General features: G+C 58.6%; 14 protein-coding genes. 13 read left to right on the top strand and 1 reads right to left on the bottom strand.

Translation table 11 applies throughout. From position 1 onward, the window contains the following. Positions 1-174: 174 nt before the first annotated feature. The 8 genes from hinT to ACL2XG_RS07705 all read left to right on the top strand — a co-directional run bounded on the left by hinT (position 175) and on the right by ACL2XG_RS07705 (position 6598). Positions 175-525 carry a purine nucleoside phosphoramidase gene (gene hinT, locus ACL2XG_RS07740; protein ID WP_410015746.1) on the top strand — a complete coding sequence of 117 codons (351 nt, stop codon included), beginning with the start codon at positions 175-177 and terminating at the stop codon, positions 523-525. A 43-nt stretch (positions 526-568) separates the two neighbouring features. Continuing rightward, entirely contained in the window at positions 569-946 is a 378-nt protein-coding gene (locus ACL2XG_RS07735) for a YcfL family protein (protein WP_410015745.1), read from the top strand. A gap of 21 nt (positions 947-967) precedes the next feature. Beyond that, positions 968-1555, top strand: a complete 588-nt coding sequence (gene lpoB / locus ACL2XG_RS07730; RefSeq protein ID WP_410016580.1) for a penicillin-binding protein activator LpoB — start codon at positions 968-970, stop codon at positions 1553-1555. Beyond that, positions 1542-2405: a phosphotransferase gene (locus ACL2XG_RS07725; RefSeq protein ID WP_413722433.1), complete on the top strand. Its 864-nt coding sequence runs from the start codon at positions 1542-1544 to the stop codon at positions 2403-2405. The genes lpoB and ACL2XG_RS07725 overlap by 14 nt, the downstream gene beginning before the upstream one ends. An 11-nt stretch (positions 2406-2416) precedes the next feature. Then, on the top strand, positions 2417-3460 hold the full coding sequence (nagZ, locus tag ACL2XG_RS07720) for a beta-N-acetylhexosaminidase (protein WP_410015743.1): 1044 nt from the start codon (positions 2417-2419) through the stop codon (positions 3458-3460). A 38-nt stretch (positions 3461-3498) separates the two neighbouring features. Beyond that, positions 3499-4041 carry an alpha/beta hydrolase YcfP gene (gene ycfP / locus ACL2XG_RS07715; RefSeq protein ID WP_410015742.1) on the top strand — a complete coding sequence of 181 codons (543 nt, stop codon included), beginning with the start codon at positions 3499-3501 and terminating at the stop codon, positions 4039-4041. A 225-nt stretch (positions 4042-4266) separates the two neighbouring features. After that, complete coding sequence (locus ACL2XG_RS07710; protein WP_410015741.1) at positions 4267-5574, top strand: NAD(P)/FAD-dependent oxidoreductase; 1308 nt, start codon at positions 4267-4269, stop codon at positions 5572-5574. 484 nt (positions 5575-6058) lie between these two features. After that, positions 6059-6598 carry a glycine zipper 2TM domain-containing protein gene (locus tag ACL2XG_RS07705; RefSeq protein WP_410015740.1) on the top strand — a complete coding sequence of 180 codons (540 nt, stop codon included), beginning with the start codon at positions 6059-6061 and terminating at the stop codon, positions 6596-6598. 89 nt (positions 6599-6687) lie between these two features. On the opposite strand, the gene mfd is transcribed toward ACL2XG_RS07705, so the two are convergent. Continuing rightward, positions 6688-10137, bottom strand: a complete 3450-nt coding sequence (gene mfd, locus ACL2XG_RS07700) for a transcription-repair coupling factor (RefSeq protein WP_413722434.1) — start codon at positions 10135-10137, stop codon at positions 6688-6690. Positions 10138-10347: 210 nt separating this feature from the next. Between mfd and lolC the strand changes: the two genes are divergently transcribed. The 5 genes from lolC (at position 10348) to ACL2XG_RS07675 (ending at position 15403) form a co-directional block, all read left to right on the top strand. Then, positions 10348-11550 carry a lipoprotein-releasing ABC transporter permease subunit LolC gene (gene lolC / locus ACL2XG_RS07695; RefSeq protein ID WP_410015738.1) on the top strand — a complete coding sequence of 401 codons (1203 nt, stop codon included), beginning with the start codon at positions 10348-10350 and terminating at the stop codon, positions 11548-11550. Continuing rightward, positions 11543-12250 (top strand): lipoprotein-releasing ABC transporter ATP-binding protein LolD, encoded by a 708-nt coding sequence (gene lolD, locus ACL2XG_RS07690; RefSeq protein WP_410015737.1) that lies wholly within the window; start codon positions 11543-11545, stop codon positions 12248-12250. The genes lolC and lolD overlap by 8 nt, the downstream gene beginning before the upstream one ends. After that, entirely contained in the window at positions 12247-13494 is a 1248-nt protein-coding gene (gene lolE, locus ACL2XG_RS07685; protein WP_410015736.1) for a lipoprotein-releasing ABC transporter permease subunit LolE, read from the top strand. Before lolD ends, lolE begins: the two co-directional genes overlap by 4 nt. Positions 13495-13538: 44 nt before the next feature. Next, complete coding sequence (gene cobB, locus ACL2XG_RS07680; RefSeq protein ID WP_410015735.1) at positions 13539-14369, top strand: Sir2 family NAD+-dependent deacetylase; 831 nt, start codon at positions 13539-13541, stop codon at positions 14367-14369. Positions 14370-14977: 608 nt separating this feature from the next. After that, on the top strand, positions 14978-15403 hold the full coding sequence (locus ACL2XG_RS07675) for a hypothetical protein (protein WP_413722435.1): 426 nt from the start codon (positions 14978-14980) through the stop codon (positions 15401-15403). The last annotated feature ends 402 nt before the right edge of the window (positions 15404-15805 follow it).

Here is a 15805-nt window from a genome sequence, read left to right as displayed (position 1 = left end):
GGCGAAGGCCTCCCTTATAGTCTGCCGATAACATGTGCACGCCATTGATGCTTTTGCCCACCGTACCCGCGCGTACCGTCCCTCGCTGTAATAAAACCATCCCAAGGTTGAAATAATGGGGGTAAGTCGCTCATACTCCATGCACTAACCTGTTTTGATACAAGGAAAGATGTCATGGCTGAAGAAACTATTTTCAGTAAAATTATTCGCCGGGAAATACCCTCGGAAATCGTTTACCAAGACGAACTGGTTACTGCCTTTCGTGATATTACCCCCAAGGCGCCAAGCCATATCCTGATCGTACCCAATATCCTGATCCCAACCGTAAACGACGTTACCGCCGAACACGAGGCGGCGCTGGGCCGCATGTTTACCGCCGCCGCCAAAATTGCCCGGCAGGAAGGCATCGCCGAAGACGGCTTTCGCCTGATAGTCAATTGCAACCGCCACGGCGGCCAGGAAGTCTATCATCTGCATATGCATCTTCTCGGCGGCAGGGCGCTCGGTCCGCTGGTGAATTTTTGAGCGGCCGCAGGGCGATGGGACACACAAGCAATCGGGGAGGCCTATGCGTTTTACGCCGCCGTTTTTAGCCATGCTGCTGCTTATCACGGGTTGTACCGCCAGTCATAACAAGACGCTGATGATTAACGATCGGCAGACGCTGATTATGGATCCGTCGGTAATGACGGCCGGGATTACCGCCGAAGCGCCCACCATCGGCGACGACCAGGGCCGCCGCCGTGCGCACGCCACGATCGGCAACGGACAGGATCATGCCGTTACCGTCAATTACCGGTTTTATTGGTACGACCCGCAGGGTCTGGACGTACTGCCTTTCCCCGCTACCCGTACACTGGTGATCCCGCCGGGCGCCGATGTCACCGTTGAATCCATCACCGGTAATCTCGAGGCCAGGCGCGTTCGCCTCTATCTGTTTTTGTAACCTATGTTTGAGTGATGGATGATGAAAAAGTATCTCTTTGTCGCATTAGCCGCGCTGGTGCTGACCGGATGTCCGACGCGCGCGCCGGAACCGGAGCAGCCGCCCGCCACTATTGAACCGGCCCAGCCGGTGCCGGCGCCTGAGCCGGTTCCGTCGCAGCCACAGCCGCAGCCGGTACCGCAGCCGCCTAAGCTCAGGACTCTGGATTGGCCGGCAAGCGTCGCGCCGCTGGTCAAGCAAATGCTTGGCGCCCAGGGGATCGCGCCTGGCAGCGTACTGTTGATCAATAGCATGAAAAACAATACCAATGGCAGCATACAGACCGGCAAAGCTACCGCCGCAATCTACAGCGCCCTGGCGGCGGATAAGACCTTTACCATCATCAGCCAGGACCAGATGGCGTCGGCCAAGCAGACCCTGGGACTGTCGGTGGACGATAGTCTGGAGTCGCGCAGCAAGGCGGTAGGGTTGGCGCGCTATCTCAATGCGCAATATGTGCTTTACAGCGACGCCAATGGCGATGCAAAACTGCCCGACATCGAGATGCAGTTAATGCTGGTGCAATCCGGCGAGATTGTCTGGTCGGGTAAAGGGCTTGCGCAAGAGTAGCGTCTCCCTTGATGTTCTGTTGACGCAGGTGCCGGCGATGAATGTCGCCGGCCGGAGGGTGGCGCCGGTGCATGGCCTGACCGGCGCCAGCTGGCGGGTCAGCGCCGCGGGTGGGGATCTCATCGCGCGGGAAGCGACGCCGTCTGAACGGCTGCTGGGCGTGGACCGGCGGCGGGAATATCGCCTGCTGCGGCGCTTGCCCGCCGGCACCCCGGCGCCAAAGCCGCTGGCCGGTACGGCGCAATGGCTGCTGTTGGAGTGGCTTGCCGGGGAATGCCTGACGCCGGCCGGGTGGCAGGCGGCGGTTGCCGGAGGCCAGCTTGCCGCCGTGCTGGCGCAATTGCATCGCGGGCCGCGCCACGGTTATCCTATTGCCCTGCGGGCCCGGTACGCCGCCTACTGGCAGGCCAGCGATCCGGCGCGCCGCTGTCCGGCCTGGCTGCGGCTGCAGCAGCGGTTTATGCGCGCCAAAATGCCCGCGCCGCTGTGCTGCGCGCCGTTGCATATGGATATCCACCCCGGCAATGTGCTGCGCGCGCCTGACGGCGGGCTGCGGCTGATTGACTGGGAATACGCCGGCGACGGCGATATCGCCCTGGAACTGGCGGCGCTGTTTCGCGGCAACGGGCTGGACGAAGGTCTGCAGGCGGATTTCCTGCGCGCCTACCAGGCCGGCTCAAGCTCCCCTGGCTATGCCACGGCCGTTCTCCGGCGGCGCATTGCCGCCTGGGCGCCGTGGGTCGATTACCTGATGTTGATGTGGTACGAAGTCCGCTGGCGGCAAACGCGCCAACGGCATTTTTTGCGGCATGCGGCGCCGCTGCGCCGCCATTTGGGTTTACCGTTTTGAACGAGGTTGTCGTGGGTCCATTGATGTTAGATGTCGCCAGCTATGAGTTGGATAACGAAGAGCGTGAAATATTGCAGCACCCGATGGTGGGCGGCGTGATTATTTTTACCCGCAACTATCACGATCCCGATCAGCTGGCAGCGCTGGTAGCGCAAATTCGCCGCGCGTCGCGCCAGCGGCTGGTGGTGGCGGTGGACCAGGAAGGGGGCCGGGTACAGCGTTTTCGTGAAGGATTTACCCTCCTGCCCGCCGCCCAGGCGTATGCGGCGCTGCGCCCCATGGCGCAGGCGACGGCCCTGGCCCGCGACGCCGGCTGGCTGATGGCGGCGGAAATGACCGCCATGGATATCGATATCAGTTTTGCGCCGGTACTGGATATCGGGCATGGCAGCCTGGCTATCGGCGAACGCGCCTTTCACCATCAGGCGGAGCCGGCCATCGAGCTGGCGGAAAATTTTATCGCCGGCATGCATCAGGCCGGCATGAAGGCCACGGGCAAGCATTTCCCCGGCCACGGGGCGGTGACCGCCGACTCGCATAAGGAAACGCCCGTCGACGGCCGTCCCCTGGACGAGATTCGCGCCCATGATATGCACGTCTTTACCACGCTTGTCGCGCGCGGCGCGCTGGACGCCATTATGCCCGCCCATGTGGTTTATACCGAGGCGGACCCCCTGCCGGCCAGCGCTTCCGCTTTTTGGCTGAAGACGGTTCTGCGCCGCGAGCTGGGCTTTGCCGGTATTATTTTTTCCGATGATCTCTCCATGGAAGGCGCGGCGGTGATGGGGGGCTATGCCGAGCGGGCGCAGGCTTCGCTGGATGCCGGCTGCGATATGATTTTGGTGTGCAATAACCGCGCCGGGGCCATCAAGGTGCTGGATAATCTGTCACCGATCAAAGTCGACGTTCTCGAGACGTTATACCATCGGGGAGTGATTTCCCGTAAGGAACTGCTCGGCTCCACGCGCTGGCGGCAGGTGCATCAACAGCTTACGCTGCTGGGAGCGCAGTGGGCCGAGGAAAAACAGCGGCGGATAGAATTCCCGGACCACTGACGTTCAGCGTCCGGACTTATTGAGCGACGAGGATAGTGATGATTATCTATTTGCATGGTTTTGATTCCAACAGTCCCGGTAATCATGAAAAAGTGCTGCAGCTTCAGTTTATCGACCCCGATGTGCGGCTGATAAGCTACAGCACCCGTCATCCACGCCACGATATGCAGCATCTGTTAAAAGAAGTGGACAAGATGCAGCAACTGACCGATGACGAGCGTCCGCTGATTTGCGGCGTCGGACTGGGCGGGTTCTGGGCGGAGCGCATCGGGTTCCTGTGCGACATGCGCCAGGTGATCGTTAATCCGAATTTATTTCCGGATGAGAATATGCCGGGCAAAATCGATCGTCCGGAAGAGTACGTGGATATCGCCACCAAATGCGTGGAGAACTTCCGCGAGAAAAACCGCGACCGCTGCCTGGTGTTGCTTTCGCGCAATGATGAAGCCCTGGACAGTCGCCGCAGCGCGGCGCTGCTGGCGCCGTTTTACGAGATTATCTGGGATGAGGAGCAAAGCCATAAATTCAAAAATATCGCCCCCCATGTGCTGAGGATCCAGAGTTTCAAGGCGCTGGGTTAAGCGCCCCGGCCAACCGGCATCAGGGCGCCTGTGCGCAGGTGCCCGGTTGCGTTTTTATTCTCTGCCTTATTAGGCCAAAATTGATTTATATCAATTTTGGTATGACCAAATGACCCTTCATGGTAATCTTGCAGCAACAACAGTTTATTTGAAGGTAACCACGTGTTTTATAAGGGTATTTATTTTTACTCTTAGTTAACGATTGGTTTACATTTGGAGGTTATTTTGTCATTACCCCTGAAGCAGATTGTTATCGTTGGCGGCGGCGCCGGCGGCCTGGAACTCGCCACCCGTTTGGGATCCGCCTTGGGCCGCAGTAAAAAGGCGGACATCACCCTGGTGGATCGCAATCACAGCCATTTATGGAAACCTTTGCTGCACGAGGTGGCCACCGGTTCGTTGGATGAAGGCGTAGATGCCATCAGCTACCTGGCCCATGCCCGCAATCATCACTTTTTTTTCCAGATGGGCAGCCTGAGCAATATTAACCGCGACGATAAAACGCTGCAGCTGGATGAAATCCGCGATGCCCACGGCGATCTGCTGGTGCCGGTGCGCCAGCTGCCTTATGACATCCTGGTGATGGCGCTCGGCAGCGTATCCAACGACTTCGGCACCGCCGGGGTGAAGGAAAATTGTATTTTCCTCGACAATCCCGCGCAGGCCCAGCGGTTCCATAATGAAATGCTCAATCTGTTCCTGAAGTTTTCCACCCAGCCGCACGGCCCGGATGAGCGCGTGAATATCGCCATCGTCGGCGGCGGCGCCACCGGCGTGGAACTGTCGGCCGAACTGCATAACGCGGTTCAGGAATTGCACAGCTACGGGTTTAAAGGCCTCGATAACCAGGCGCTGAACGTGACGCTGGTCGAGGCGGGCGAGCGTATCCTGCCGGCGTTGCCCGCGCGTATTTCCGCCTCGGCTCACCATGAGCTGGGGAAAATGGGCGTCCGGGTCCTGACCAAGACGCTGGTGACCAGTGCCGGGCCCGGCGGGCTGACCACCAAGGACGGCGAGTTTATTCCGGCGGAACTGATGGTTTGGGCGGCCGGCATCAAAGCGCCGGATTTCTTGAAGGATATCGCCGGGCTGGAAACCAATCGCACCAATCAACTGGTGGTGACGCCCACCCTGCAAACTACCCGCGATCCCGCGATTTTCGCCATCGGCGACTGCGCGTCCTGTCCGCAACCCGCCGGCGGGTTTGTGCCGCCGCGCGCCCAGGCCGCGCACCAAATGGCGAGCCGGGCGTACGCTAATATCCTGGCGTTGTTAAAAGACCGGGAACTGAAACCCTATGTCTATAAGGATCACGGCTCCCTGGTATCGCTATCCCGGTTCAGCACCGTGGGCAGCCTGATGGGCAATCTGATGCGCGGCTCCATGATGATAGAGGGCCGTATCGCCCGCGCGGTGTATATTTCTCTGTACCGCATGCATCAAGTGGCCCTGCACGGCCTGTTCAAAACCGGGCTTATCGTGCTGGTGGGGCGGATTAACCGTGTGATCCGGCCGCATTTAAAACTGCATTAATTGCAGGCAGTCATTCCCTCTGATACGGCTGCGCCGGGTTCGGCGCCAGCCTGCCGCCGGGCAGGAAAATCTGCCCGGCTAATGCCTCTGCGCCCCCTTTCCCTGCAATATGCCCAAGCTGACGCGGCAATCACACGGTTTGCGGCGCTAACATATTGTATTAGCAATGCTTACCCTTAGCATAAAACGCCGATAATGGCGCTTAAACCCCTAGGAATTATCCCAAACTGGCTTAGGCGCATGCATAAATGCCCTATTTTGGCTAATAGTCTTATTGCCGCTGTCGCCTGCTTTGTGCAGACTTCGGTTCATCCGGTGGGCGAATCACGCACGCCGTGCCGGAGGAGTCCATGAGTTCCGTTTTGCGCTAGCGTCCGGAGAGGGCCGGCAGTCATTAACCCAGGCGTAGTTAGCGTAATCGACTGCCTCTGGGATCCGGTTGCTGCCAGTGAATGCGTGGGTTATTACTTCAGGAGGATTTCCCATGAATAAATCAATGTTGGCCGGTGTCGGTATCGGGATCGCCGCGGCGTCAGGGATTGCGGCGGTTGCCGGACTGGATGTGTTCTCCTCTGGTCCGCGATATGCGCAGGTAGTCACGGCAACGCCAATCAATGAAACCATTAAAACCCCCCGCCAGGAATGCCGGAATGTCGCCGTTACCCATCGCCGTCCGGTGCAGGACGAAAATAAAATCGCCGGTTCTTTGCTCGGCGCGGTGGCGGGCGGCGTCTTAGGGCATCAGTTCGGCGGCGGGCGCGGCAAGGACGTGGCGACGGTGGCGGGGGCGCTGGCGGGCGGATACACCGGCAACCAGGTGCAGGGCAATCTGCAAAATCGCGACACCTATACCACCACCCAGCAGCGCTGCCAGACGGTTTATGATAAATCGCAGAAGCTGTTGGGTTACGATGTTACCTACAAGATCGGCGATGAACAGGGGAAAATCCGCATGGATCATGATCCAGGCACGCAGATTCCCCTGGATGGCAAAGGCCGTCTGGATTTGAACAAACAGGTCTAGTACCGCAATCGCCACAGCGCCGGTGGCCGTCATCCGCATCGAGCCGCTGCGTGACTGCCCGGGACTAGCCGGTCCGGGCAGTCACGGACTCAGGCGGGAACCTGATGTTGAGCCAGTCCCGCCAGCAATTGATCCACATACTGCAGTCGTTCCAGCCGTTCCGTCAGGGGCTTGATGAATTTCAGCCGCGTCGGGCCGTCGAGACGGAAGGTCTTGGGATCGCGCTGCAGCAGGCCGATAAGATAGACCGGATCCACGGTGTTTTTCTCGCTAAATTCAATAAACCCGCCTTTTTCATTGCCCTCGATGCGTTTGATACCCAGTTTGCGCGCCCGTTGCCGCAGGCCGGCGATATCCAGCAGATGACGCGCCGGATCGGGCAACAGCCCAAAGCGGTCGATCAATTCCACCTTCAGCTCTTCAATTTCCCGGGTATCGGGCGCGCTGGCGATGCGTTTATAGAAAGATAAACGGGTATTGACGTCGGGAATATAGTCTTCCGGCAACAGGGCGGGCATGCGCAGCTCCACATCCGTGAGCTGGCTGGTTAAATCCTCCAGCGAGGGTTCGCGCCCGGCCTTGAGCGCGTCCACCGCGCTCTCCAGCAGTTCCATATATAATGAAAACCCAATGGTTTGCAACTGGCCGCTCTGGTCTTCTCCCAGCAGTTCGCCGGCGCCGCGAATTTCCAGATCGTGGGTGGCCAGGGCGAAACCCGCGCCCAGATCCTCCAGCGACGCAATGGCCTCCAGGCGTTTTAACGCATCCTGGCTCAGGGCCTTGGGCGGCGGGGTCAGCAGGTAGGCGTAGGCCTGGTGATGGGAGCGCCCCACACGGCCGCGCAGCTGGTGCAATTGCGCCAGCCCGAAATGGTCGGCGCGCTCGATGATAATGGTATTGGCATTGGCGATATCAATACCGGTCTCAATAATGGTGGTGCAGACCAGGACATTGAAGCGCTGGTGATGGAAATCATTCATCACCCGCTCCAGATCCCGTTCCCGCATCTGGCCGTGGCCGATGGCGATACGTGCTTCCGGCACCAGTTCCTGCAGGCGATGGGTGGCTTTTTCAATATTTTCTACATCGTTGTACAGATAATAAACCTGCCCGCCGCGCAGCACTTCGCGCAGGATAGCCTCGCGCACCACCAGGCTGTCGTATTCGCGCACAAAGGTTTTTACCGCCAGCCGGCGGGCGGGCGGCGTGGCGATGATGGACAGATCGCGCATACCGCTCATGGCCATATTCAGGGTACGCGGGATGGGCGTGGCGGTCAGGGTCAGGATATCCACATCGGCGCGCATCGCCTTGATGCGTTCTTTATGGCGCACCCCGAAGCGATGTTCCTCGTCGACAATCAGCAGGCCCAGATCGCGCCATTTAATCTCGTTTTGCAGCAGCTTGTGGGTCCCTATCAGGATATCCACCTTGCCGTCGGCGGTCTGCTCCAGGACCTGGGCCTGATCCCTGGCGCTGCGAAACCGGGAAATCATCTCAATGCGCACCGGCCAGTTGGCGAAACGATCGCGGAAATTATCGAAATGCTGCTGGGCGAGCAGGGTGGTCGGCACCAGCACGGCCACCTGCTTATGATTCTCAATGGCCAGGAACGCGGCGCGCATCGCCACTTCGGTTTTGCCGAACCCCACATCGCCGCACACCAGGCGGTCCATGGCCAGAGGCTGGCACATATCGCTTAACACCGCGTTAATCGCCTGTGCCTGGTCGGGCGTGGGCTCAAAGGGGAAACCCTCGCAAAACAGCTGGTAATTCTCGCGGTTTTGCCGGAAAGCAAAGCCCACCTTCGCCGCCCGTTGCGCATAGATATCCAGCAGTTCGGCCGCCACGTCGCGCACCCGTTCCGCCGCTTTCTGCCGCGCGCGCGACCAGACGTCGCCGCCGAGCTTATGCAGGGGCGCGTTCTCCTGGGCGCCGCCGGAATAGCGGCTGATCAGATGCAGCGAGGAAACCGGCACATACAGCTTATCGTGGCCGGCATAGGTCAGGATCAGGTACTCGGCCTTGATGCCGCCGGCTTCCAGGGTGGTCATGCCGCCGTAGCGGCCGACGCCGTGTTCCAGGTGCACCACCGGCTGGCCCGGATGCAATTCCGCCAGGTTGCGGATCAGGGTATCGGCATTAATGGCGCGGCGGTTATCCTGACGCCGCCTGCTTACCCTTTCCCCCAGCAGGTCCCCTTCGCATATCAGGGCGCGCCCGCGGAACTGATCGATGAAACCGCGTTCGCTGGCGCCGATAATCAGGTAATTGCCGGGGCCTTGGGCATCATCGAGCCGGGCGATTAATTTGGGGTTGATCTTGATGCGCGCCAGCAGTTCCTGCAGCGTTTCGCGCCGTCCCTCGCTTTCCACCGAAAAAATCACGCAGCCGTCGAACTGCTCGCAGAACCGGCGTAATTTATCCATCGGCGCTTTGTTTTGCGCCTCCACCGCCAGGTCCGGCAGCGGCTGATATTCCATATTGATATTGGCGGCTTTCGCGTCCAGCCGCTCGCCGATCAACTGTACCCGCGGCCAGTTTTTCAGCTCGCTGAACAGCCCGTCGACCCGTAGCCACAGCATTTCGGGCGCCACCAACGGCCGCATCGGGTCCACCCGGCGGTTTTCATAACGCGCCACGGCATCCGCCCAGAACCGCCCGGCCCCGGCTTCCAGATCGCCGGTATTGACCAGCAGGGTATTGGCGGGCAGGTAGCTGAACAATGCCGGCAGCGGTTCGCTGAAAAACAGGGGTTGCCAATATTCGATGCCCGGAGGCAAGGTGCCCTTGCTCACCTGCTGGTAGATATGCTCGGCGTCGCGCCGGACCTCGAACTGTTCGCGCCATTGGCTGCGGAACAGCTCAATGGCCGTTTTGTCGGTGGGAAACTCATGGGCCGGCAACAGGTTTATCTGATCCACTTCGTGCAGGGTGCGCTGGCTGTCGACATCAAAAATGCGCAGGCTGTCGATTTCATCATCGAAAAAATCGATCCGGTACGGTTCTTCGCTGCCCATGGGATAAAGATCGAGCAGGGCGCCGCGCGTGGCGTACTCTCCGTGCTCCATGACCTGATCCACGCTGCGGTAGCCGGCCTGCTCCAGCTGCGCGCGCAGCTTGTCCCTGGAGAGGCGCTGGCCTTTTTTCATCACCAGCGCGTGGCCGTGCAGGAATGAATGGGGGCATATCCGTTGCATAAGGGTATTGATCGGCAGGATAATGACCCCGCGATCCATGGCCGGCAGTTGATATAATGTCGACAATCGATCGGATATGATTTCCTGGTGCGGGGAAAAATTGTCGTAAGGCAGGGTTTCCCAGTCGGGCAGGGTAATCACCGGATGGCGCGTAAACTGCCGGATTTCGTCGTGCAGGCGCAGGGCGTTTTGCATATCCGGCGCCACCAGCATCACGGGACCGGGGTAGCGATCGACAATAGCGGCGCATTCGACGGCGCAGGCGGCGCCGGTGAGTTGACCCAATAAACGTTGTTCACCGGGTTTAGTGGGTAAGGTATAACGATATTGTTCGGACATAAACAGTGGTCAGATCTCTTCTCTTGCGCCGGGGCCAATACGATATGGACTATGGCGAAACGTGCGTGCATTGAGCATGATGGCTTATGTTAGGCAGCCTAACAAGAATAAAAGCCGGCGGTAGCGGCGGTTAGTAGTTCCATAATAGGGTACGACCCTTTATTATCCTTGATCACTTTGCTTTGGCAACCGGCATCCAAACGGAATTCAATGTATCAACCTGTCGCATTATATATTGGCCTGCGCTACATGCGCGGGCGGGCATCAGACCGCTTCGGGCGCTTTGTCTCCTGGCTATCCACCATCGGCATTACCCTCGGCGTCATGGCGCTGGTCACCGTATTATCGGTGATGAACGGCTTCGAGCGCGAGCTGGAAGGTAACATTCTCGGCGTCATGCCCCAGGCATTGATTACCACCCCCGGCGGCTCGCTTGATCCTAAACGCATTCCGCCCTCGGCGCTAGGTGCGCTTAAGGGCGTCAGCCGTATCGTGCCGCTGACCACCGGCGACGTGGTGCTGCAAAGCGCGCGCAGCGTAGCCGTCGGGGTCATGCTGGGCGTCAATCCGCAGGATCCCGAACCGCTGGCCCGCTACCTGGTCAACATCCATATGGATGCGCTCCAGCCCGGGAGTTACCAGGTTATCCTCGGCGAACAGCTGGCGGGACAACTCGGCGTGAAACGCGGCGATCAGCTGCGGTTAATGGTGCCAGGCTCAAGCCAGTTTACGCCGATGGGCCGCATTCCCAGCCAACGCCTGTTTACCGTGGCCGGCACCTTTGCCGCCAACAGCGAGGTGGACCAATACCAGCTGTTGACCAACCAGCAGGACGCCTCGCGCCTGATGCGCTACCCGGCCGGCAATATCACCGGCTGGCGCCTGTGGCTGCAAAAGCCCCTGGACGTCGAGGCGGTCAGCCGCCAGCGGCTTCCCGAAGGCACCCAATGGAAGGACTGGCGCGAGCGCAAAGGCGAGCTGTTCCAGGCGGTGCGCATGGAAAAGAACATGATGGGCCTGCTGCTGAGCCTGATAGTGGCGGTGGCGGCGTTCAACATTATCACCTCGCTCGGCCTGCTGGTAATGGAAAAACAGGGTGAGGTGGCCATTCTGCAGACCCTCGGCCTGACCCGGCGCCAGGTGATGCTGGTGTTTATGGTGCAGGGCGCCGGCGCCGGCATTATCGGCGCCCTTCTGGGCACCGGCCTGGGCGTGCTGCTGGCCAGCCAACTGAATAATTTAATGCCGGTGATCGGCGCTTTCCTCGATGGCGCGGAGCTGCCGGTCGATATCGACTCACTGCAGGTTGCCACCATCGCCGTGCTGGCGATGGTCGTGGCGCTACTGTCCACGCTTTATCCTTCCTGGCGCGCGGCCGCCGTTCATCCCGCTGAGGCTTTACGTTATGAATAATGCTCCTTTGTTGCAGTGTAACAATTTGAGTAAGCGTTACCAGGAAGGCAAGTTGTTTACCGATGTACTGCGCGACGTGTCCTTTTCGATGCTGCCGGGCGAGATGATGGCCATCGTCGGCAGTTCGGGCTCGGGTAAAAGTACCCTGCTGCATTTGCTCGGCGGCCTGGACGAGCCGACCTCCGGCGAGGTGATTTTTGAAGGCCAGCAGCTGACGGCCTTATCCTCCCAGGCGCGCGCGGAGATCCGTAACCGCCGGCTGGGGTTTATCTATCAGTTCCATCATTTGCTGCCGGATTTCACCGCGCTGGAAAATGTCGCCATGCCGCTGCTTATCGGCGGCACCACGCCGCAGCAGGCAAAGGCTACCGCGCGGGAAATGCTGGCGTCGGTCGGGCTGGATAAACGCGGCCATCACCGTCCTGCCGAGTTATCCGGCGGCGAGCGGCAGCGGGTGGCGATAGCGCGCGCCCTGGTCAACCATCCGGCGCTGGTGCTGGCCGACGAGCCTACCGGCAACCTGGATCAGCGCACCGCCGACAGTATTTTTGAACTGCTGGGCGAACTGAATATGCGCCAGGGCACCGCATTTTTAGTCGTCACCCACGATCTTCACCTGGCGCGGCGCCTGAACCGTCAGTTGGAAATGCGCGACGGCCAGCTGCGGCGGGACGGCGACCTGCTGGGGGCGCAGGAATGAGGGGATTTCCGCTTTCGTTGCAAATTGCGCTGCGTTTTAGCCGCGGCCGGCGTCGCGGCGGCATGGTGTCGCTGATTTCGATTATCTCCACCGTCGGCATCGCGCTCGGCGTGGCGGTACTGATTATCGGCCTGAGCGCCATGAACGGCTTTGAGCGTGAATTGAATAACCGTATTTTAGCGGTAGTGCCGCATGGCGAAATCGAGCCGGTTAACCCGCCTTTTACCGACTGGCCGGCGATATTAACCCGGATTGAAAAAGTGCCGGGCATCGCCGCGGCGGCGCCCTACATCACTTTCACCGGCCTGGTGGAGCGGGGTGTTAAGCTCAAGGCCATCCAGATCAAAGGCGTCGACCCGCGGCAAGAGTCCAACCTGAGCGCGCTGCCGCGCTATGTCCAGGATAATGCCTGGCAGGCGTTCAGCGCCGGTAAGCAGCAGATCATTATCGGCCAGGGGGTGGCGCAAGCCCTGGATGTCAAGCAGGGCGACTGGCTGACCGTGATGATCCCCAACAGCGATCCGCAGATGAAATTGCTGGAGCCAAAGCGTATCCGCCTGCAGGTGAGCGGTATCCTGGCGCTCAGCGGCCAGCTGGATCACAGCTTTGCCATGGTGCCGCTGGCGGATGCCCAGCAGTACCTGGATAAAGGCCAGGACGTCAGCGGCATCGCCATTAAGGTGAATAATCCCTTCATCGCCAATAAGCTGGTGCGGGACGCGGGCGAGGTGACGAAAACGTATGTGTATATCCGCAGCTGGATGGGCACCTACGGTTATATGTACCGGGATATCCAGATGATCCGCGCCATCATGTACCTGGCCATGGTGCTGGTGATTGGCGTGGCGTGCTTTAACATTGTTTCCACGCTGGTGATGGCGGTTAAGGATAAAAGCACCGATATTGCGATATTGCGTACCCTGGGCGCCAAAGACCGCTTAACCCGTGCTATTTTTATTTGGTATGGCCTGCTTGCCGGCCTTACGGGCAGCCTGAGCGGCGTGGTGGCCGGCGTGCTTGTGGCGCTTAACCTCACGGATGTGATTAAAGGGATCGAACGTTTGCTGGGGCATAATTTATTATCCGGTGATATTTATTATATCGATTTCCTGCCAACCGAACTGCATTGGCTTGACGTGGCGATCGTGCTGGGCACGGCGCTGCTGCTTAGCCTGCTGGCCAGTTGGTATCCGGCGCGGCGGGCCAGCCGTATCGACCCGGCAAGAGTGCTCAGCGGTTTATAAACGCCTTGCGGCCTATCCGTGCCATGCATTAAGGAATCAGCAGCATGCGTATTCATCGCCGGTTAATCCGGTTTCGTAAAAGTAAACGGCTCAGGCAGCAGCGATTGCGCTCACGTATTTTTCACCGTGACACCATGGCGGTAACCAAGATGAAAAAACCTTTTGTAGTGGTGCTTACCGGCGCCGGGATCTCGGCTGAATCGGGTATTCGTACTTTTCGCGCCGCCGATGGCCTGTGGGAAGAGCATCGGGTCGAGGATGTCGCCACTCCTGAGGGCTTCCAGCGTAACCCGCAGCTGGTGCAGGCGTTTTATAACGCCCGACGCCGCCAGCTGCAGCAGCCGGAAATCAAGCCCAACGCCGCCCACGTGGCGCTGGCAGAGCTGGAGCAGATGCTGGGCGATAATTTTCTTTTGGTCACGCAGAATATCGATAACCTGCACGAACGGGCCGGCAGCCGGCGCGTGATCCATATGCATGGCGAACTGCTCAAGGTGCGCTGCGTCAGCAGCGGCCAGATTATCGAGTGGACCGACGATATTACGGAAACCGACCGTTGTCATTGCTGCCAATTCCCGGCGGTGCTGCGTCCGCACGTGGTCTGGTTTGGCGAAATGCCGCTGGGCATGGATGCCATATACGACGCCCTTGGCAAAGCGGATTATTTCCTGGCGATCGGCACCTCCGGCCATGTTTATCCGGCCGCGGGGTTTGTCCATGAGGCGCGAATAAGCGGGGCCAGGACGGTGGAGCTCAACCTCGAGCCCAGCCAGGTGGAGAGCCAGTTCGAGGAGCGGATTTACGGTCCGGCGAGCGAATGCGTGCCGGCATATGTGGCGCGGTTTATTGAGGGCTTTGTGGAGCAGCGGGGATAAATCGGGACGCTGTAGCGCGTTGAGGAGAACTGCCGCTGCCAGGGATTGGGACGCGCGGCGAGGGTAAGGTTTGCTTTGGGCTTGGTCGGGATCTGGTCGTTCGGCGAGGGTTTCGCTTGCCATGACTGCGCCAAGGGCAAAACCTGTCCCGCGTCACAATGCTTATTGAAGCGCCCGGTCTGAGGTTTTATTCGTATCGGTCTTCTCGATGGCGCCAGGATTAAACGCCATTTCATTACAAAAAAGCGATATATTACGACGGCAATATTACTGTCGCCTACGGTGAAAAATTATAAAAAGCCTATTAATTAAAATATAATGCTTAATTAAAATGGTCCCAGAAGACTCTCCCTACATCAATAACTGCGAGCCGCACCATTGCCTGTCCTGCGCATTATCTCATCCAGCCTGCGCAATCAATTATTGACATTCCTCACATTTTCTTTACAAACCCAGAATGTTTTATTGCTTAGATATCAATAGGTAAAGCATTATTTTTTAAATTGTGAAGATAAATTGTTGGATATTAATTAATTTCATGTTACAAAAATTTATGATTCGTTTGGCTCGTTTGTTTTTTTTTACTATAGGAATATCTGGAGATAAAAATGAAAAAGGCTGCTTTTGGCTTGATGATGGTACTCGCGCTTACAGCTTGCTCGGGTGGAATGATGGGAGGGGAAGATAAGTTCAGCACATCTTACGTTGAGTCTCATATTATCAAGGGTAAAACCACGCAACAGCAAGTTCAAAGTTTGTATGGCGTACCGGATTCAAATGAGAAATCATCCAATGGCGTCACCTGGGTTTATCATAAAAACGGCGCGCTAAGCGATGCATCCAGTTTAACCGGTTTTATTCCTGGTACCGGCGCGATTTCCAGTGCCCTAGGATTGGCTGGTACAGCCAGCTCAGCCTCTTCTCAAGCTAACAAGGTATCAGGGAAAATGAGCGGCAATACTGAAATCCACGGCAATCGTTTCTATGTCACCTTTGATAATAATAATATTGTGGACTACTGGAGTCTAAATTAACTGTTATATCAGTGGGTAAATACGTGCAGGCGGTGCGAAAGTCTGGTCCTGCAAGACAGTATTTCCACAGACTTGCCTAAGGTCATCAATCTGATTTTATTTTTGATGTTGATGTTAATGTTGACCTTGACCTTGACCTTGACCTTGACCTTGACCTTGACCCGGCATCAAGCGCGCTGACGGCAGGGCGGACGACCGGACGAGCCGCAGGGAGGCGGCGAGAGCACGGTTCGCGCCGGGAGCGCGTACCGTGCGGTCCCAGGGGCGGCAGCCGGGACGGAAGGCACCGCGCAGCGGCGCGCGATCTGCCGGAAGCCCGGGATTCGAAAGGGCCGGGGCGACTGCCGGCCCTTCGTCGATTGCCCGCACGGGCCGACATACGCCGCCCCGCTGACGGCAAGC

It is taken from the genome of Sodalis sp. RH24 (genome assembly GCF_047324145.1).
Taxonomy (GTDB): Bacteria; Pseudomonadota; Gammaproteobacteria; order Enterobacterales; family Enterobacteriaceae; genus Acerihabitans.
This window is presented reverse-complemented; position numbering and strand designations above follow the sequence as displayed.

Coding starts and splice junctions, on each gene's coding strand:
- hinT (WP_410015746.1), top strand. CDS start 175: ATGGCTGAAGAAACTATTTTCAGTAAAATTATTCGCCGGGAAATACCC.
- ACL2XG_RS07735 (WP_410015745.1), top strand. CDS start 569: ATGCGTTTTACGCCGCCGTTTTTAGCCATGCTGCTGCTTATCACGGGT.
- lpoB (WP_410016580.1), top strand. CDS start 968: ATGAAAAAGTATCTCTTTGTCGCATTAGCCGCGCTGGTGCTGACCGGA.
- ycfP (WP_410015742.1), top strand. CDS start 3,499: ATGATTATCTATTTGCATGGTTTTGATTCCAACAGTCCCGGTAATCAT.
- ACL2XG_RS07705 (WP_410015740.1), top strand. CDS start 6,059: ATGAATAAATCAATGTTGGCCGGTGTCGGTATCGGGATCGCCGCGGCG.
- mfd (WP_413722434.1), bottom strand. CDS start 10,137: ATGTCCGAACAATATCGTTATACCTTACCCACTAAACCCGGTGAACAA.
- lolC (WP_410015738.1), top strand. CDS start 10,348: ATGTATCAACCTGTCGCATTATATATTGGCCTGCGCTACATGCGCGGG.
- lolD (WP_410015737.1), top strand. CDS start 11,543: ATGAATAATGCTCCTTTGTTGCAGTGTAACAATTTGAGTAAGCGTTAC.
- lolE (WP_410015736.1), top strand. CDS start 12,247: ATGAGGGGATTTCCGCTTTCGTTGCAAATTGCGCTGCGTTTTAGCCGC.
- cobB (WP_410015735.1), top strand. CDS start 13,539: ATGCGTATTCATCGCCGGTTAATCCGGTTTCGTAAAAGTAAACGGCTC.
- ACL2XG_RS07675 (WP_413722435.1), top strand. CDS start 14,978: ATGAAAAAGGCTGCTTTTGGCTTGATGATGGTACTCGCGCTTACAGCT.